The organism is Synergistaceae bacterium, assembly GCA_017450125.1.
Lineage (GTDB): Bacteria > Synergistota > Synergistia > Synergistales > Aminobacteriaceae > JAFUXM01.
Genome location: JAFSWZ010000023.1, coordinates 19,665 through 39,443, shown reverse-complemented (window position 1 = coordinate 39,443; position 19,779 = coordinate 19,665). Strand labels below are relative to the sequence as shown.

The following is a 19,779-nucleotide window of genomic DNA, read 5'->3' as shown; positions in this document are numbered from 1 at the left end:
AATGAGGAAGTGGGTCTTGTTTGTGCTGGCACTGGTGCTGGCACTAGGTGTATCGTTTCCGACGGAGGCGGCAACTACACGGGGATTTACCTGCAGTATAGTGGACGATCCTGATGAAGAGAAAAACGAGTTCGGCTCAATTGCAGATGCGCTGGACGCGGCGGCGGGCGCAGAGGAAGAATACAGCGAAGTAACAATCACCCTCTCCACATCATTGAACGTCGAAGAGATTCTTGATTTTGCGGATTATTCCTTTACGTCCGTAACCATCAAGGGGGGCAGCCCACGACCGACAATAAAGTTTGAGGGTAGCGAGGACGATGTGAGCAAGATATTTGCCATCAATGCGTCAGGCTTCACCCTGAATCTTTCCGGCCTGAACATCGAGGGCGGCGGAATAAATCTTGCGGCAGGTACTCTCGCTGCTGAGAACGTAACCTTCAGGAACTGCACATTGACCGGCTACGACGACGACACCGGCGAAGAATTAACAGACGGCGGAGTCATCAGCCTGAGCGGGGCGGGCACAGCAACCTTCACGAACTGCACCTTCACCGGCAACAAAGCAACTAACGGCGGGGCTGTCAGTGTAACCGGGAGGAGCAGTGCGACTTTCACGTCCTGCACCTTCACCGGCAACGAAGCAACGAACGGCGGGGCAGTTTACGTAACCGGCACAGGCACAGCTACTTTTGCGTCCTGCAACTTCACCAACAAGAACAGTGCCCAGAACGGCGGAGCAGTTTACGTAACTGAAACAGGCAGTGCATCATTCAGCGGCAGCTACACCTTCTCGGAGAACTCAGCAACAGAAAACGGCGGCGCAATATACGCGGCAACATCAAGTACTGTCAGCATTGAAGGCGGAGCAAACTTCAAGAAGAACAGCGCAACGAACGGCGGAGCTGTCTACATTAATGACGGCTGTACTCTGTCCATGTCGGGAACGGTGAACTTCGACGGCAATACCGCAACAGAAAACGGCGGCGCAATCTGCGTGAACGGCACAGGAATGATCACCGACAAAGACGCGACCCTGACTTTCACCAACAACAGGGCGGCGGCGGCCTCTACACAGCTCAGCACAACTAAGAATGATAGTGCCCCGTCCGGGTCAACCGGTTTCGGCGGAGCAATCTGCTTCAACAATTCGAGCACATCAGCTGTGTCTGAGCTCGGTACAGCAACCTTTGACGGCAACAAGGCATACTTCGGCGGAGCAGTGGCCAACATCGGCACTGGCACGGTGAATTTCAGCAAGACAGCTTCTTTCGGAGCATCTACCCTCAACACAGCGTACTCGGGCGGTGCTCTCTACATCAGCAGTGGCACTGTCAGCTTCGCGGAAGCAGCGACCTTCACCAACAACGAAGCGAACGATCACGGCGGAGCTGTTTACGCTGGTTCGGGCACTACGGAACTGGAGTTCAAGGGTGCTGTTACCTTCACCGGCAACAAGGGCAACAACGACAAGGGAACGTTAGGGGACGGCGGAGCAATCTGGTGGGGGCTGTCTCCGGCGGACTTCACGGAGGCATTCCAGTCATCTGCGACGTTCACGAACAACCAGACCAGCGGCGGAACTTCCACCACAACTGCTGGCAACGGAGGCGCGGTCTTCATCGCTTCGAGCGGCACGGACACGATTACGCTTTCCTCCGGCACGTCGTTCTCCTTCTCCGGCAACACTGCTTACAAGAACGGCGGAGCTCTGTACGCGAATAGTGCTAATGTCGTCATCGACAGCCAGACCATATTAACCAACACCGCAACTAACGGCGCGGGAGGCTTCCTGTACACACTCGGGACTGTTGACGTGAAGAAGTCTGAGATCTCAGGAGATGTGGCACTTTACGGAGGCGCGATTTATGCGGGCAGTCAGGTTACTGTTGAGGATTCGACATTCTCCGGCAACACCAGCACTGGTGGAAGTGGAGAAAATAAAGAGGGCGGCGGAGCTGTATACTCAGATGCCGGAGTGAAGGTAACAAATTCGACATTCACAGCTAACAACAGCACGGCGTACCAGTCCTCACGCGGCGGCGGTGCTATCTACGCAAATGGCGACTTTGAAGCGGTGACCTCGGAGTTCAACAGCAACATACACACCAACAGAGCCACGACAGTTGCAGAGACGACACAGAACGGCGGCGGAGCTGTCTACACGACCGGCAACAAGATAACACTGACGGACAGCAAGTTTCTCAGCAACAGCACTGCAAATACTGCGCAAATTTTATGCTCGGGCGGGGCTGTCAGTGTCTATTCAAGCCAAACTTCTGAGGCTAAGATCACCAACTGCTACTTTGATGCCAACGAGGCGGACATTGAGGGAGGAGCACTCAAGCTGTATGGTTGCAGCACGGCGACGATTGAGCAGTCCTCATTCATGAATAACTTTGTCCGCGACAGCAGGGGCGGAGCAATCTGGGGAGACCCCACAAATTTCACGATAAGCGGAAGCTACTTTCTCAAGAACGAAGCCCAAAGAGGCAGCGCAGGAGCATTATATTATTCACAGTATGGCAACGGCTCAAACGTGAAGATCGAGCAGACGCAGTTCGTCAGCAACTTCGCAGGAATAGGTGATGGCGGAGCTGTTTATGTAGAGGTTGATGCGATGAATATCGAACGCTGCACTTTCTCGGACAACACAGCAAGCGATCGTTCAGGGACTGCGCACGGCGGAGCTGTTTACATCGACATCAGAACTACCAAGCCTTCCGAAATAACCAACAGCACATTCGCAGGCAACAAAGCGGAAGGTTCTTCATCGGAGGGCGGTGCTCTGTACACGCTCGGAAGCGTAAGCGTAACAATGTGCACGTTTACGCTCGGCAACACTTCCAGCAACGGCAACGGGGGCGGAATTTACGTAGGAAACGGAACGCTGACTCTGATGGCATCTATAGCGGTCGGCAATGATGCAACGTTCGGCAATGATATTTTTGCCTCCGGCTCGGCGGCCAGCGGAGGCTACAACAGGGTCGGAATATACGGCTACAACAACCAGAACGGTGCATGGACAGGGCAGAATACGGACAGGCAGAAATCTACTTGGACAACCGCAACGTTCTTCGGCCAGAGTGCTGCTCTTGCGGACAACGCATCAACCAGCGGCGCGGATATTCCGCCCTACATAGGTTCAAAGCTGTCGGACACACAGCAGGTCATGCTTCAGACGGTGAAACTTGACGAGGAAGTTACGTTGCCTCTGGATGAGCGGGCAATGGACAAAGTTCCATACGCACCAACCTTGCCCAAAACGGATCAGCGCGGGGTAACCAGACCTCAGCCTTCTGGCAACAGCAACTACCTCGACATAGGAGCGTTTGAGGTTGAGCAGAGCAGCAGCAGCGCAGAACCCGGCGAAAACACGAGCCTCAACATCGCCAGCATCACCATGAGCGGCATCCCCAACACCCTCAAGAGTCTCGGCACGACCGCAAGCCTCATCGCCGTAATCCGCTACGAGAACGGCACAACCGCTTACGGCGGAACGGCAGACGGCTGCGAGCCCGTAACATGGTCGTCAAGCAGCCCGGGTGTCATCTCCATACACGAAACTCTCGGCAACATCATAGCCCGCAACTACGGCACAACGACAATCTCCGTCAGGACCAATAGAACAATGCCCGACGGACAGCCCGCAACAGCCAGCAGGGTCGTTCGCGTCGACCAGGACGCTACGATAATGAACAGGGTCTCCAGCGAGTTCATCAACTACCTGTCGTCGTACATCGGCTCAATCTCGCCGGAGCATGACCTCTCCATCAGCCTTGCTGACCTGTCAGAATCAATCGTGAAGTCATCAACCTTCCAGCAAAACTTCAAGAGTGTCTGGAACGTTGCGAATGTCGTAATGGTCTCGGAGCTCAAGACCTCAACGCCTACCTTCACGACATCACGGGCCTACAGAAGCTCTGGAGGTTTCGTGGCCTCTAAGGGCGCAGGCGTAGAGATCGACTTCAAGGACAGGGCGGCAGGAGATATCTTCCCGCTGACGTACTCGTGGAATTTCTCCAGCGCACAGCTCAAAGCGGCACTGGGCTCTGACCTCTCGGACGTTCACAACGACAACGCGGCGGTCAAGAAGCTCTTTACCGCACTGAGGATCGACTACCAGACAGCGAGCAATTCCTGGCCTGTAGTGGGTTCCGGCGGGCTTGACGCGACCGAAGCACTGCAGCACGGGGTCTTGAAGTACACTGCTGCCGACGGCAACAAGGGAGCTCACCTCGAACTGACCGCTTACTTGGCCAACGTACCCACGACTGGGAACAGCGACGGCCCGCAGTTCGTCAAAGGCGGAGGAACTAATTGGTTTCTGGTTGTGCCGGACGGTGTCGACGACGGAGCGATAACCGGCACGATGTGGATGGTGCAGGGTTCTTCTACAGCTCAGCAGGACACCAGCGGCACGCCGAACACTCAGACAACTCCTGACAACACTGAAGGTCAGGGAGAAAGCTCTGATGGAGGCGGTGGCGGTGGCGGCTGCGCTTCGTTCAGTCTCGGACTTCTGGGGCTGGCACTGCTCTTCAGGCGCAGGTAACTTGACGTAACAGACAGGCCTTCCGGCAGACGGAGGGTCTGTTTTTTTGTGCTTGTGTGTGCTACACTTCACAAAAAGTTAAACAAGGTCAAGGAGATAGTGATAGATGAAGTACAAAGATTATTACCAGATACTAGGAATATCGAGAGACGCAAAGCCTGACGAGATTCGCAAAGCCTACCGAAAGCTCGCCAAGCAGTATCACCCCGATGTGAACAAAGAGCCCGGCGCAGAAGAACGCTACAAGGAGATTAATGAAGCCTACGAGGTTCTGAAAGACCCCGAGAAACGACAGCGTTACGACATGATAGACCCGAACATGCAGAGCGGCCAAGACTTCACGCCACCGCCCGGCTGGGGGCAGGGAGGCGGCTTTCAGCACGTAGAGTTCGGCGGGGACTTCAGCGACTTCTTCCAGACGTTGTTTGGCGGAGCAGGCGGACAGTTCGGAGGGTTCAGGGATATTTTCGGCGGAGGAGGCTACCAGCGTCCCGTGAGCAAGGACACGGAGGCCGAGATTACGATGTCCCTTGAGCAGATACTCAAGGCCGGAGACGTTACCCTTACGCTCAACGGCAGGCAGATCAAGGCGCACCTCCCGAAGGGTATAAAGGACGGCACGAAGATCACGCTTCCCGGAAAGTCAGAACGCGGCGGCGACGTGAAGCTGACGATACACGCGGCACCTCACGACACGTTCACGCTCGACGGCTATGACCTCACGCGCGACGTGAAAGTCCCTGTGTGGGACGCAGTTCTCGGCAAGAAGATAAGCGTCCAGACGCTCGAAGGTAACGTCTCAGTTACGATGCCTCCAGGCATTCAGGACGGCCAGAAGCTGAGGCTGAGGGGCAAGGGACTCCCGAAACGCGACGGCACTAACGGAGACATGTACGTTCGGATACGCGTAGAACTTCCCCGCCACCTCAACAGTAAGCAGAATGAATTATGGCAACAGCTTGCGGAATTGGGGTAAAATTTCGTTATTCTCCATAATATTGAGGTGAACTGTATGCGGCCTAAAATCTTTAACGTTCCCAACACATTAAGCCTGATACGCGTCTTCCTCGCGCCTCTCGTTCTGCTGTTCCTGTCGCTCAGGATAAGCAAGCCTCTGTACGAGGGGCTTCCCGGCGTGAGCTGGGGTGATGCGCTGGCAGCGGCAGTGTTCATCATTGCGTCGATAACCGATGCGTTCGATGGGTACATTGCGCGCAGATACAAGCTGGTTACCACGCTGGGGAAGTTCATTGACCCGCTCGCGGACAAGGTGCTCGTGATTGCGGCGATGCTGGCACTTATCGAGCTCGGCCGGCTTCCTGCGTGGATCGTCATGGTGATAATCACGCGTGAATTTATCGTTACCGGCTTGAGGCTCGTTGCGGCGGCTGAAGGCGTCGTGATAGCTGCGTCGAAGGGCGGGAAGCTCAAGACAGTATGCCAGATAATCGCGCTCATCATGCTCATCCTGAACATACCCGGCGGAATGATGCTGATGTGGCTGGCGATGATATTGACGGTCTGGAGCGGAATGGATTACCTGATTAAGGGCAGTGCGATAATCACAGGATAAAGCAAATCCCCTTCTCACAAACGAGGAGGGGAATATTTTTACTGGTACTCAGGCACTAACTGCTTCAGGACGGCTAATGCTTCGGATGGATTGTTGAGCGCGTTCGCCAGCATCTCGTCAAGGTTGGGAGGAGTGTCGTTCTGCCCGGACTTAATGTTACTCACGAAAATTTTCGGGTGAAGCGTACCGTGAACGGCGTTCTCGTCGTAGAACAGTTCCTCGTAGAGCTTCTCGCCCGGCCTTATCCCCGAGAACACAATGTCGATGTCCTTGTAGGGCTCGTAACCGCACAGACGAATCAACAGCTCCGCCATGTCCTTAATCACTACGGGTTCTCCCATGTCGAGCACGAAGAGTTCACCGCCGTGCCCGAGTGCTCCCGCCTGAATCACGAGGCTCACTGCCTCAGGAATCAGCATGAAGTAGCGTTTCATGTCGGGGTGCGTAACAGTTACAGGGCCGCCTGCCGCTATCTGTGCCTCGAACTTCGGGATGACGCTTCCCCTGCTCCCGAGAACATTCCCGAAACGCACCGCCATGTACTTTGTCTCGGGGTAAGTCCTCTGCTCGCGCTCGAGGATTTTCTCCGCAAGACGCTTCGTCGCTCCCATTATGCTTGATGGGTTCACGGCCTTGTCGGTGGAAATCATCACCATGCGCTGGGCGTTGAACTCTCCGGCTGTCCGGGCAATCGTCCGCGTGCCCAAGTCATTGACCCTCATAGCTTCGCGCGGGCAGAACTCCATCAGCGGAACATGCTTGTGTGCCGCCGCGTGGAAGATGACCTGCGGGCTGTGTTCAGTGAACACCGAACGTATAGCCGTCTCGTCGGCAACATCAGCAATCACAGGATACACGGGAATGTCCGTGTTCAGGCTCTCAAGCAGCAGGTATATGGACTGTTCGCCGTGTCCGAGCGCGATAATCTCTGAGGGCTTGTTGTGCAGAACCTGCCGGACTATCTCGCTGCCGATTGAGCCGCCAGCTCCTGTGATGAGAACTCTCCTGCCCTGAATGTAGTTCATCGACGGGTCAAGGTCTATGCGCACGGGTTCTCTGCCCAGCAAGTCCTCGAGCCTGACTTTGCGCAGACGGGAGACCGACACAGTCCCGCCAGCAAGTTCCCTGAGGCTCGGAAGTATCCGTACCTGAACATTCAGCGGAGCAAGAGTGTCGTAGATGCGGCGAATCTTCTGCCCTGCCGCACTCGGTATCGCGATGAGCACTACCTCTATTCCCTCGCGGCTGACTATCTCCCTGAGGTCTGCGGAACTCCCCATAACCTTCAAGCCCGAAACGTACCGGCCTATCTTGCTGACATCATCGTCAACGAAGCCTGCCGGGTAAAGTTCCGACGGGTTGCGCATAAGGTCGCGCGCAAGGAATGCTCCTGCCTCGCCCGCCCCGAAGATTATTGCTTTCAGCCCCTTAGGGCGCGAGTGTATGGACTTGGCCATCAGCCACGAGACCCTCAGGCCTCCGCACAGGAACATTCCAGCGAATAAAGCTATCGTGAACGACACGCGCGGAAAGACCGCGATCTTCAGGATGCCGTTGATTAGGAGGAAGGCGAGTATCGAGACTATGTACAGCCACAGGAATTTGTTGTAGTCCTCAGTGCCCGCGTGCTGCCACATCGTGCGGTACTGCCCGAACAGCGCGAAGACCGTTACACATACCAGCGGGAGCGTGAGCATTACGGCCCGGCAGTCCGGGAGGTAGCGGGGAACGACTATGCCGAGCCTCAGCGCGTAACCCAAGTACACCGCCATAGCCAGAAGCACGAAGTCCAGCAGAGCTATCGCCCAGCCCTTGCCCGAAAGTCTGCGCCACGAGTCTTTGAGGCGGTTCATGGTTAAAGTATTAGCTTCTTGCCGCCGCCCGAACCTCCGAGACGGTCTAACTCGTTCAGCACTCCGGCGGGAGCTACGTCAATCTTCGGTGCTCTCTGCCTCTCCGCTTCCTCCTGCAGTCTCTTCTGTAGTTCCTCCATCGAGCGGCGTATCTCCTTCGCGTCGCCCTTTATCCACAGCATGAGGTTGTCTGCGGCGGCCTTGAGGGTGGCATCATCGGGCATCGCCTTTATCAGGCCAAGCTCAAGAAGTATCTTGTTCTCGTCCCTGATGGCTTCGAGTGCGTCATTCTCGTCAAACAAGCCCTTCTTGTACAGCATACGAAACATAATGTTGAAGCGGCTCTTCTGGTTCTCGAGGTCGAGGGACATTTCTTCAACGCGTGATACAAGCATGGTGAGCAGTTCGTCCAAACCAATCTGCATAGGCATAAATGAAGACTCCTTTGTAGTGTGATGTCCGAAATTCTAGCACAGTTGCCGAAAATCTAAATCTCAGGTAAAGTTACCCCAAATAATCCCATACCATAATTGCAGGAGAGTAATAATTCATTGACTGTATCGCTTTACCGCAAATACCGTCCGCAGGACTTCGGGTCAGTTGTCGGGCAGAAGGCAGCTGTCGAGGTTTTGACGCGCTCGATCGAGAAGGGCAGGATAGGACATGCCTACCTGTTCTCGGGTTCGCGCGGGTGCGGCAAGACTTCTGTTGCCAGGATATTTGCGAAGGCTCTCAACTGTACGGACAGGCAGGGTTACGAGCCTTGCGGGAAGTGCTCTAACTGCGAGGCAGTAACAGCAGGAGAAAGCCTCGACGTGATAGAGATCGACGGAGCATCGAACAACGGAGTCGACGAAGTACGCCAGCTCAAGGAGAACATAGCTCTTGCGCCGTTCAGCTCCAAGTACAAGATATACATCATCGATGAAGTTCACATGCTGTCGACAGCGGCGTTCAACGCACTCCTGAAGACGCTCGAGGAGCCGCCCGAGCACGCAATCTTCATCATGGCGACGACCGAACCCCGCAAAGTCCCTGTAACGATACGTTCGCGATGCCAGCACATACCCTTCCACAGCATAACGCCGGAAGATATTTTCGCGCGGCTGAAGTACGTCTGCGAGGCCGAGAACGTAACCGCAGAGCCCGAAGCACTGTACGAGATTGCCCGGCAGGCGGACGGGGCACTTAGGGACGCGCTGTCTTTGCTCGAACAGGTCATAGCGTCGGGAGAAATCACGCTCGCGAACGTTGAAGCAGTTTTCGGGGCTGGAAGCCGTCCTGCGTTCGAGAGGTGGCTTCGTACTCTGAGGGAGGACTCGGAGGACGCGTACACGGGACTTAAGGCGATGTTTGACGCTGGGGCTTCGGGAGTGAGGGTGTTCGAGGAGATGTTCTCGCTCGTTCGGAATCTCTGGCTTGCCTCGAAGTGGAAGGGCATAACGGAATCACTCGGCTTGTCGGAAGCGGAGAGAAAGTTTCTTGCCGAAGAGGTCAACCACTGGAAGCCCGACAGAATCTACATGCTCCTTACCAGCATAATGACCGCCCTAACCAAAGCACGTCAAGGGGTACGGCCTGATATTCTGCTGGGCATGTTCATGCTGTCCCTCGAAGCTCCTCCGCCCGTGCAGTCGTACGCACCGCTTCAGGCAGCTCCGGCAGTCCAGCCACAGCCGGTTCAGCCTCCTGCTCCTATGCCTGTAACTTATGATGATGTGCTGAAATCAGAACTCATCACGGCAGCACACGAAGGGAGTTTCACTATCTACTGCCTGATGTTCAGCGTCAAGGCAGGACGGACACCAGAAGGCATCGTGATTGAGGCGGAGCACCCGTATATCTTCGACAGGCTGAAGCTCCCGGCACACAAGTCTGCTTTGGCGGATATGTTCGGGAGTTACGGTACGGTTAAGATTGCGTTCATGGGCACGGAGGAAGTCTGCGAGAAGCTTGGCAATGCTTTAGCCGACAACTTGGCCGAAGAAGCCAGCACAGTGCCTCCTCAGCCGCCATCCCCAGAACCTGAGGAGGCATCTCCCGCGCAAGTCTCACCGTCGGTGCGTCAGGGACGTTTAACCTTCGAGGTGTACAGGAATGAATTGGCAATGATGGGGGCAAGCCCGGAAATTATCTTTATCCGGCGCAAGGAGAAGGACGAGACCGAATCGGCGGAGGACAGCACTTTACAGGGAGATGATGAGGAATGAGCAGGCCGTTCGTACACCTGCATGTTCACACAGAATACAGCCTCTTAGACGGGGCAATACGCACTAAGGCACTCGCGAAGAAGGTCGCAGGCTGGGACACCAAAGCAGTTGCGATGACGGATCACGGCGTGATGTACGGAGCGATAGAGTTCTACGAGAACTGCCTTGCTGAGGGTGTGAAGCCGATACTGGGCTGTGAAACCTACGTAGCACCGTCGGGAATAAGTTCACGCGAGGAGAAACGCAGGAATCACCTCATTCTGCTAGCCGAGAACGAGACGGGATGGCACAACCTAATGCGGATAATCTCCATCGCCAACACTCAAGGCTTCTGGTACAAGCCCAGAATTGACCACGCCATACTCACTAAGTACCACGAGGGCATCATAGCTTCATCGGCTTGCTTGGCCGGAGAGATACCCCAGCTCATACTTCAGGACAACATCGAGGAGGCTGAACGTCTGGCAGGCTGCTACAGGGACATAATGGGCGAGAGAAACTTCTTCCTTGAGGTTATGCCCAACTCCCTCGATAAACAGAAGAAAGTGAATGCCGCGATAGTCGAAATCTCACGCCGTACAGGAATCCCAATCATCGCGACAGGAGACGCTCACTACCTCAACCCGGAGGACTACGAGTGGCATAAGGTCTTGCTCCGCATAAACACTCACTCCGACGCAAAGAAGGATGACGCGTTCGGGTTTGACCGCAACGAGTTCTACTTAATGACACCAGAGGAGATGTATTCCCACTTCGAGAGCGAGATTCCCGAAGCCCTCACCAACACAGTAGAGATCGCTGAGAGGTGCAACGTTACGCTGAACCTGAAGCATGAACACTACCTATTGCCGGATATTCAGCTGGACGAGGGCATGACGAAGGATGACGAACTCAGAAAGAGAGCTCGTGAGGGACTGAGGGCACGTTTTGCGGCACGGGGAACTGATGTCCCGGAGAAATACGCCGAGCGTCTGGAGTACGAACTTGGGGTAATAACGCAGATGGGCTTCAGCGCGTACTTCCTGATTGTGTCGGGGATAATTCAGGCGGCGAAGGAGAGGAATATTCCCATAGGGCCGGGCAGAGGAAGTGCGGCGGGGAGTGTCGTTGCGTGGAGTTTGCGAATCACTGAGCTTGACCCGCTGAAGTATAACCTGCTCTTTGAGCGTTTCCTTAACCCCGAGAGAATCTCAATGCCCGATATTGACACTGACGTTAGCGACAAGGGCAGGGAAGAGCTCCTGAAGTACATCTCCGACACGTATGGTTCTGACCACGTAGCGCAGATAATCACTTTCGGGCGAATGAAGGGCAGGCAGTCGATAAAGGATGTCGGTCGTGCGGAAGGTGTCGACTATTCGCTGATGGACAGCACGGCAAAACTCGTCCCCGCTATGGCCAAGAGCATCGACGCGGCATTGTCCGACACGCCGGAACTCAAAGAGCTCTACGACTCCAACGAGACAGTTCACGCCGTCATCGACACAGCCCGTAATATCGAGGGTCTAGCGCGGCACACTTCACAGCACGCCGCCGGTGTGGTGATTGCTCCGTGCCCGATAACTGACGTTGTGCCGGTAAAGCGTCTCAGCACCGACAAGGGCGACTCGCAGGGCACAGACCAAGTCGTTACACAGTTCACGATGGAGGGTGTCGAGAAGGTAGGGCTGGTGAAGATGGACTTTCTGGGACTGAGCACGCTCTCAATCATCGAGGAAGCCATGAAGAACATCAAGGCTAACGGCAAGCCTCTTCCCGACATGGACGCGGTGAACGACGCGATGAACGACCCGAAGGCTTTTGCGCTTCTGCGTGATGCTGACACAATGGGCATCTTCCAGCTTGAGAGCGACGGAATGCGCGCAATGCTGCGGAAGCTGCAGATAGACTGCTTCGAGGACCTTGTTGCCGCGCTCGCGATGTACAGGCCGGGCCCTCTCGAGAACGGAATGGTTGACACCTACATAGACTGCAAGCACGGGAGAGCTCAGCCGCATTACCCTCACCCGTTGCTTGAGAACGCGCTGCGGGAGACTTACGGGGTCATCCTCTATCAGGAACAGGTCATGCAGGCCGCCTCAGTCTTGGCCGGTTACACGCTGGGCGAGGCGGATATTCTGCGCAAGGCAATGGGCAAGAAGAAGGTTGAGGTCATGCAAGAACAGAGGGCTAAATTTCTTGCAGGAGCGGAGAAGAAAGGTATCTCTTCCGAGACGGCAGGAAGTATCTTCGACAGCATCGAGAAATTCGCGGGCTACGGCTTCAACAAGTCCCACAGTGCGGCGTATGCGTTAATCTCGTACGACACTGCTTACCTCAAGGCGAATTACCCCGCTGAGTTCATGGCGGCATACCTCACGAGCCAGATGAAGGCGAAGAAAGAAGTGCTGGGACATTACGTGCTTGAGGTTCGCCGGAGCGGCATCAAGGTGCTTCCGCCGGACATCAACGTCTCCAACGAGAACTTTACCCCCGACGGCGAAGTAGTACGCTTCGGGCTCGGGGCTGTCTCGCGTCTCGGACATAACACCGTAGAGATGATTGTCCACGAACGCACAGCACACGGGAAGTTTTCATCACTGTGGGACTTTATTCAGAGGGTGGACATGAGCCTGATGAACAAGACTGTGTTCGAGAACCTCATCAAGGCCGGAGCGTTCGACGAGATCAGCAGGAACAGGGCACAGCTTCTTGCGGCACTGCCGAAGTTCCTCGAGGTAACGCAGAAGGCGGCCAAGTCCAAGAAGACCAACCAGCTCTCAATGTTCGACGAGCTTGAGGAGGAGGAAACAGTCTCAGCTCCTGACATGCCGGAAGTTCCTGACTTCGAGGAGCACGAACGCTTAGACTATGAAAAGCAGGTTACGGGCCTCTACATTTCCGGGCATCCGTACGAATCCTACCAGGAACGAATCTCACCCTACACGAACTGTGCGATAGCTGACCTCGCGGACTGGCGGGCAGAGAACCTCAGCCCATGCATCGGCGGAATAATAGCCTCACTCACCGAGAAGACCACGAAGAAGGGAGATACTATGTGCTTGCTTCAGCTCGAGGACGCGGAAAACAGCGTTGATGTGGTAATGTTCCCGAAGATGTGGCATGAACGCAAAGAGATCCTGAAGAAGGGGCTCGCGTGCGTTGTTGCCGGGAGGCTTGATGACAGGGGACAGCTTCGGCCGGACGACATCATCCCCGTTGACGGTCTGGAGATGCGGGGGCAGAGGTACGTCAGCATAACCCTGAACATTGCGGGCACGGAGAAGATGAACATGAAACAGTTTCTGCTCGCGCTCGGAAGCTGCAGGGGCAAGGCGAAGGTTATCGTGGAGTTCAGGAACGATGAAGAGAGCGCGGCAATATTCCTCAAGGACTACAGCGTTGACCCGCAGAAGGTCGGCGAGGCACTGAAGGAGTTTGCGAACTGCGAGGTACGTGAAGGTGCTGGCAGTTTCGCAGCGTAAATATTTTTAGGGAGGTAACACTAACATGTTCGTGAAAATTGTATGCACCATAGGCCCTGCAAGCGACAACTACGACACCCTGAAGTCGATGGCAGAAGCCGGAATGAACGTCGCCCGCCTCAACTTCTCTCACGGGGACTACGAAGGCCACGAAAAGAAGCTGAAGCTCGTCCGCCGCGTAGAACGTTCCGTGAAGAAGCCGATAGCCGCCCTCCTCGACACTAAGGGCCCGGAAATCCGCACCGGCCACATGACCAACGGAGAAATCATGCTCGCTCAGGGCTCAAAGGTTGTTCTTGTGTCGGACGACAACCCCTTTGACGGAACGCCCGAGCGTGTCTGGGTGAACTACAGGCTTCTTGCTCAGGAAGTTACGCCCGGGCAGAGCATCTTCATCGACGACGGCGCACTGAACCTCGAGGTCGAGAGCGTCTCCGGCGACGAAGTAACCTGCAAGGTCATCGTGGGCGGACCGCTCCGCAACACTAAGGGCATAAACATTCCCGGCGCAGACATCACCATGCCCGCACTCTCCGACAAGGACAAGCAGGACATTGCGTGGGGCATCCAGCACGGAATGGAGTACCTAGCCGTGTCGTTCGTGAAGACAGCGCGCGACATCGTCGAAGTCAGGCGGCTCATTCAGGAGCACGGAAGCAGCATGAAGATTCTCGCCAAAATCGAGACCAAGCAGGCCGTAGACAACATCGCGGAGATAGTTGAAGTTGTTGACGGCGTAATGGTAGCGAGGGGAGATTTAGGGGTAGAGATTGCGACAGAAGACGTGCCGCTCGTCCAGAAGAAAATCATCGAGATGTGCAGGGTCAGAGGGAAAGTCGTCATCGTCGCCACGCAGATGCTCGACAGCATGATCCGCAACCCCAGACCCACCCGTGCCGAAGCAAGTGATGTCAGCAACGCAGTTCTTGACGGAACGGACGCAGTGATGCTCTCCGGCGAGACAGCCAGCGGCAGCTACCCCGTCCAGGCAGTCGCGACAATGCGCCGAATCGTTGACCGCGCAGAAATGGAGCTCGGGCTCTGGGGCAACCACAAGAACGCTGAACGCAACCCCTTAGAGCCCGCAGAAGGCAGGGACAGCCTCCCAGTACCTGACGCAGTCTCAGGCGCAGCAGTGTTAATCGCACAGCAGATAAAAGCTCCCGCGATACTCTGTCTGTCGCGTTCCGGCCTCACTGCAAAGATGATAAGCAAGCACCGTCCCGAATGCCCGATCTTCGGCCTCACTCCCAGCCAGCAGACGTGGAGAGAGTTAGCGTTGTGGTGGGGAGTTACTCCCGTGAGGTTAAGCGAGATGAGCGACATCAACGTTGCCGCACGCGAGGCAATCAACACCTGCGTGAGCAAAGGCCTCCTCAAGGAAGGCGAACTCGTAGTGATTACCGCCGGAGTACCTGTCGGCCGTCCGGGAAGCACCAACGTGGTGGAGGTTCTCACGACGGGAACAATTCTCCTCTCGGGGACTCCTTTGTCGCACAAAAACGCAGTCGGCAAGGTCTGTATTGCGCGTACTCCTCAGGAAGCCATCGAGAAGGTTACTCCCGGCTGTATTCTCGTGGTTCGTCAGCTCAGCGAGGAATACCGCCCTGTTCTCGACAAGGCAGGTGCTGTGCTCTTCGAGAGCGGGCTTCTCTTCTCAGAGGGCAACGCTCTGGCTATGGACTACAACCTTCCGTGCATTGTCGGCGTTGCGGATGCGTTTTCGACGCTCATGGATGATGATGTGGTGTCCATTGACGGGACAAGAGGCCTAGTGTATCGCGGAGTGGTAAGGCTCGTAGTGTAATGTGGTCTGACGTTCGAAGCGTAATTGACATCGCGATAGTCTCATTCATCATCTATAGGATACTTGTCCTGATGGTCGGCACGCGGGCAGTCCAGCTCATGAAGGGAGTGTTCATTCTCGCGGCAATCTCGGCGGCGGCATCCTTCCTGAGGTTACGGCTGCTCTCGTGGTTCATCGGCAACGCACTTCTTGCCCTGTCGTTCGCAGTCCCGATAGTCTTCCAGCCCGAACTCCGCAAGATGCTCGAGGAACTGGGCAAGGGACAATTCTACCTGCTGAAGCGTCAGATGACCGACGACGAAGCCGAAGTCCGCATAAAGCAGATTGCCGGAGCGTTGAACTACCTCAAGGCCAACAAGATAGGCGCGCTGCTGGTGTTCCAGAAGGAAGTCGGGCTCGGTGATTACTACAACACGGCGATACAGCTCAACGCCAGCATTACGCAGGAGCTGTTAATCTCCATCTTCTGGATCAACAACCCTCTTCACGACGGAGCGGTGATTCTCGACAAGTACCGCCTCATTGCTGGAGGGTGCTACCTTCCGCTTGCAGATGCTCCCGAAATTTCGCGGTGGTTCGGCACGAGGCACAGGGCAGCACTCGGAATCACCGAAGTGTCTGACGCGATGGTCTTCGTGGTCAGCGAGGAACGCGGGGAAATCTCCTTTGCCTCTAAAGGCCACCTCTCGAAGAACCTCAAGGACTTTCAGGTTGAGGGCATACTCAGGAACTACTTTGAGGGCGGACAGATCATCACCGGCTGGCGGTCGAAGCTCAAGGCGTTGAAGGGTATTTTCTGGGCAGAGAAGAAGGATACAGACGCAGGAGGTCTCGTGAGATGAAGCAGAAGAAGCATCTTGACTTTGAGGTGATAATGACTTCCCCGCCGGTACTGTGGGCTGTGTCGATAGCTATTGCGGTGATGATGTGGTTCTACGTTACCGGCATGGACGAAGCTGCCTACATCACGCGGAAGTTCACAGCACCGCTCGAGTATTCCGGGCTGGACTCTCAGGCACTGCTGAGGGGGAGGCTCTCGGAAGTCGACGTGGAGATTCGCGGGCCTGAAGACGCAGTGATGAGGATGGACTACAATTCCATCACCGCCTACGTCGACGCGCGCAATCTTGTGCCCGGAAAACGTTACACCGTCAACATCAACGTAGACCTTCCGCCGGGAATCTCTCTCGTATCGTGCTTCCCGTCGCAGGCAACGCTTGACCTTGTGCGTCAGGTTACGCGCCTCATGAACGTAGACACTGCCTTGCCGCAGAACATCCCGGAAGGTTACTACATTGAAGGAGTAGAGATAATCCCGAAGGAAGTCGGCGTAAAGGGAGCAGAAGACGATGTAGCGAAGGTCGGAAGCCTGAGGATTACCCCGACGATCGAGGAGCTTCAGGAGGGGCGCGAGCTATTGATGCCGGTGAAGCTCTCGCAGTCCGAGCCGTTCAACGGTTCTGTTACGCTTGAACCTGCTCAGGTGCGCTTCAGGGGAACGCTGGTGCGCGGCCTCCCGAGAAAGAGAGTTCCTGTGAACGTGAGGCTGACTGGTAGGCTCGACAGTGATTACGAGGTCAGGACGGTAATTATTGACCCGTCGGAAGTGCAGATAGAGGGCGCGGCTGAGGAGCTCGCGAAGATCGACACCGTGAACACCGAAGTTATTGACGTGTCCGACATGTACTCCGACAAGGTGATAGTTGTTCCGCTGAGGCAGCCTGAGGTTGAGGGAGTGTCTCTTGTGGGGGGTTCGTCGGTTCGTGTGAGCATACAGCTGAGCGAGGCACGGGCAGAGAGGGTGCTGGCGAACATTCCTGTAGAGTTCAGGAACACGGAGAACCCGCAGAACTGGGCGTGTGTTCCGGCGAACGTCTCTGTAGCGATCGAGAGCAGGCCGTCATTGATCGAGAACTTCAACGCGGAACAGGTAAGCATCAGGGCATACGTCGACATGTCGAACATCTTCATGGCACCCGTAACCCTTCCTGTGAAGGCGGAGATTCTCTCGGGTGATGCCTTCAGGGTAGTGCGTATTGAGCCGCAGAACGTAACAGTCAACACGTTAAGCAGATAAGTTTTTGCCCCTCTGGCTTGGTTCAGGGGGGAATATTTGTATCAAGGAGGAGATTTACAGTTGAGAGAACGTAAACTATTCGGAACAGACGGGGTAAGAGACCTCGCGAACACAGGAAGGATGACCCCAGAAACTGCCCTGAAACTTGGCCGGGCATTCATCAAGTTCAATCATGCCAGCACAGTAGTTGTAGGCTGCGACACCCGCCGTTCCTGCGATATGCTGTGCAGTGCATTGATGGCCGGCATGACTTCGGAAGGTGCTAAAGTGTGCCGCGTCGGCATAGCCCCCACACCTGGCGTGAGCTTCGCAATAAGGATGATAAAAGCCGACGGAGGAGCGGTAATCAGTGCCTCCCACAACCCAGCAGAGTACAACGGCATAAAGTTTCTGGGCCCGGACGGGTGCAAGCTCTCTGATGATGAGGAACTCGCGATAGAGGATCTCATTGACGCAGAGCCGAACCATTCCGGCAATACCGGCATTATATGCGACATTTCGGAAATCACGCGCTTCTACGCCGAGCAGAGAGCCTCACTCCTGAAGCCTGAAGCTGCCATCGACGGCACAGCCTTTGACTGCGCAAACGGTGCAAGCTCCCTCACCGTACCCGTAATGATTAAGCACACGCCCTTTTCACGCCTGAATACCCACGTAATCGCAGAGGATTTCGACTTCATGAACATCAACAAAGATTGCGGGGTTATGCACATGGACAACCTCACAAGTTACGTCAAAGCCAACGGGCTGGCTATGGGCTTTGCGTTCGACGGGGACGCTGACAGGGTACTTGCCTGCGACGGTAAGGGCAGGATAATTGACGGCGACATCATGCTGTGGGTGCTCGGCCGGTGGCTGAAGAGGCGGGGCAACAACAAGGTAGTAGTTACAGTGATGAGCAACATGGCACTAGAAGCACATCTCGCGAAGGAAGGCATCGAGACGCTGAGGTGTCCTGTGGGGGACAGGTACGTGCTAGAAACTATGCGTGAATCAGGAGCAGGTCTCGGCGGCGAACAGTCCGGGCACATAATCGCGACGAAGTTCACCGCGACGGGCGACGGCCTGTGCACAGCGATGCTCTTCCTGAATGCCGTTCACGCCCTCAAGGAAGACGTGTCGACGCTGGTTGACCGCTTCGGACGTTACCCTCAGAAGCTCACGAACATAACCCTCACTCGTCCGCGCGAACAGGTAGACATGAAGGCAGTAGACGAGATTGTGCGTGAACACACTGTGAAGGACGGGAGAATTTTCGTCCGTACATCAGGAACTGAACCGCTGTTGAGGATTCTTGTTGAAGCTCCTGAGAAGGAGACTGTGGAGAAATTATCTGACCTTCTGGCCTCGAAGCTGGAAGAGTTATGTTAGGAGGACAAAGAATGAGCGTAAACAAGTGCCTTTTCCCCGTCGCCGGACTGGGAACGAGGTTTCTGCCCGTAACTAAGGAGATCGCCAAAGAGATGCTTCCCCTCGTCAACAGGCCGATAATCTCTTACGGCGTTGAGGAGGCCTTAGCGTCAGGGTGCGGTGAAATCATCATGATAACGGGGCGTGCAAAACGTTCGATCGAGAACTACTTTGACCGTTCGTTCGAGCTTGAGGAGCTTCTGGCTTCGCGTGGCAAGACGCAGCTTCGGGACATGATAATCAGCATCTCGGAGATGGCGGAGATACTCTACATCCGGCAGCGTGAACCGTTAGGTCTCGGACACGCAGTTCTTTGCGGAGAGCCGGTGTGCAAGGGAGAATACTTCGGAGTGATTCTGCCTGATGATGTGTTCATCCACGAAGAGCCGGTACTCTATCAGCTCATCAAGGTGCACGAGCGTTTAGGCGGGAGCGTTGTTGCCCTCGAGCAGGTAGAGCTGGAGAACGTTTCGCGTTACGGCATCGTGTCGGGCACGGAGACAGAGCCGGGCATCTTCAGGATTGACGACATGGTCGAGAAGCCCAGCCTTCAGGACGCGCCGAGCAACTATGCCATCATGGGACGGTATGTGCTTTCGCCGAACGTGTTTCCGATTCTGAGGGAGCAGGGCAAGGGAGCAGGCGGAGAGATTCAGCTCACGGATGCACTGCGGACGCTGGCCAAGTCTGAGCCTGTCTGGGGGGTTGTCTACAAGGGCAGACGCTTCGACTGCGGGACACAGAAGGGCTGGCTGAGTGCGAACATTCAGATAGCACTTGATGACCGGGAACTTCGGAGCGTTGTGCTTGAAGCTGTGAACGGCAGGTGA

12 protein-coding genes are annotated in these 19,779 nt (G+C 55.5%); 10 read left to right on the top strand and 2 right to left on the bottom strand.

Annotated elements, in window-relative coordinates:
• Position 1 precedes the first annotated feature (1 nt).
• From IJT02_04625 to pgsA, 3 genes are all read left to right on the top strand, one after another.
• Entirely contained in the window at positions 2-4,555 is a 4,554-nt protein-coding gene (locus tag IJT02_04625; protein ID MBQ7544211.1) for a hypothetical protein, read from the top strand.
• Between the two features lie 106 nt (positions 4,556-4,661).
• Entirely contained in the window at positions 4,662-5,531 is an 870-nt protein-coding gene (locus IJT02_04620; GenBank protein MBQ7544210.1) for a DnaJ domain-containing protein, read from the top strand.
• A gap of 36 nt (positions 5,532-5,567) precedes the next feature.
• Positions 5,568-6,128 (top strand): CDP-diacylglycerol--glycerol-3-phosphate 3-phosphatidyltransferase, encoded by a 561-nt coding sequence (gene pgsA / locus IJT02_04615; protein ID MBQ7544209.1) that lies wholly within the window; start codon positions 5,568-5,570, stop codon positions 6,126-6,128.
• A 38-nt stretch (positions 6,129-6,166) separates the two neighbouring features.
• On the opposite strand, the gene IJT02_04610 is transcribed toward pgsA, so the two are convergent.
• Complete coding sequence (locus IJT02_04610) at positions 6,167-7,981, bottom strand: polysaccharide biosynthesis protein (protein MBQ7544208.1); 1,815 nt, start codon at positions 7,979-7,981, stop codon at positions 6,167-6,169.
• Positions 7,982-7,983: 2 nt separating this feature from the next.
• A complete protein-coding gene (locus IJT02_04605) occupies positions 7,984-8,412 on the bottom strand; it encodes a hypothetical protein (GenBank protein MBQ7544207.1) in 429 nt (142 codons plus the stop codon).
• A gap of 120 nt (positions 8,413-8,532) precedes the next feature.
• On the opposite strand from IJT02_04605, the gene dnaX reads away from it, so the two are divergent.
• Genes dnaX through galU form a run of 7 tightly spaced genes read left to right on the top strand, consistent with a single transcriptional unit; the run spans position 8,533 to position 19,779 of the window.
• Positions 8,533-10,191, top strand: a complete 1,659-nt coding sequence (dnaX, locus tag IJT02_04600) for a DNA polymerase III subunit gamma/tau (protein ID MBQ7544206.1) — start codon at positions 8,533-8,535, stop codon at positions 10,189-10,191.
• Entirely contained in the window at positions 10,188-13,655 is a 3,468-nt protein-coding gene (gene dnaE, locus IJT02_04595) for a DNA polymerase III subunit alpha (GenBank protein ID MBQ7544205.1), read from the top strand. The genes dnaX and dnaE overlap by 4 nt, the downstream gene beginning before the upstream one ends.
• Positions 13,656-13,680: 25 nt before the next feature.
• A complete protein-coding gene (pyk, locus tag IJT02_04590; GenBank protein ID MBQ7544204.1) occupies positions 13,681-15,462 on the top strand; it encodes a pyruvate kinase in 1,782 nt (593 codons plus the stop codon).
• Entirely contained in the window at positions 15,462-16,304 is an 843-nt protein-coding gene (gene cdaA / locus IJT02_04585) for a diadenylate cyclase CdaA (protein MBQ7544203.1), read from the top strand. The genes pyk and cdaA overlap by 1 nt, the downstream gene beginning before the upstream one ends.
• Positions 16,301-17,539: a hypothetical protein gene (locus IJT02_04580; GenBank protein MBQ7544202.1), complete on the top strand. Its 1,239-nt coding sequence runs from the start codon at positions 16,301-16,303 to the stop codon at positions 17,537-17,539. Before cdaA ends, IJT02_04580 begins: the two co-directional genes overlap by 4 nt.
• A 60-nt stretch (positions 17,540-17,599) precedes the next feature.
• The gene (locus tag IJT02_04575; GenBank protein MBQ7544201.1) at positions 17,600-18,910 is read left to right on the top strand and encodes a phosphoglucosamine mutase; all 1,311 of its coding nucleotides are present in this window, start codon (positions 17,600-17,602) and stop codon (positions 18,908-18,910) included.
• A gap of 11 nt (positions 18,911-18,921) precedes the next feature.
• Positions 18,922-19,779 (top strand): UTP--glucose-1-phosphate uridylyltransferase GalU, encoded by an 858-nt coding sequence (galU, locus tag IJT02_04570; GenBank protein MBQ7544200.1) that lies wholly within the window; start codon positions 18,922-18,924, stop codon positions 19,777-19,779.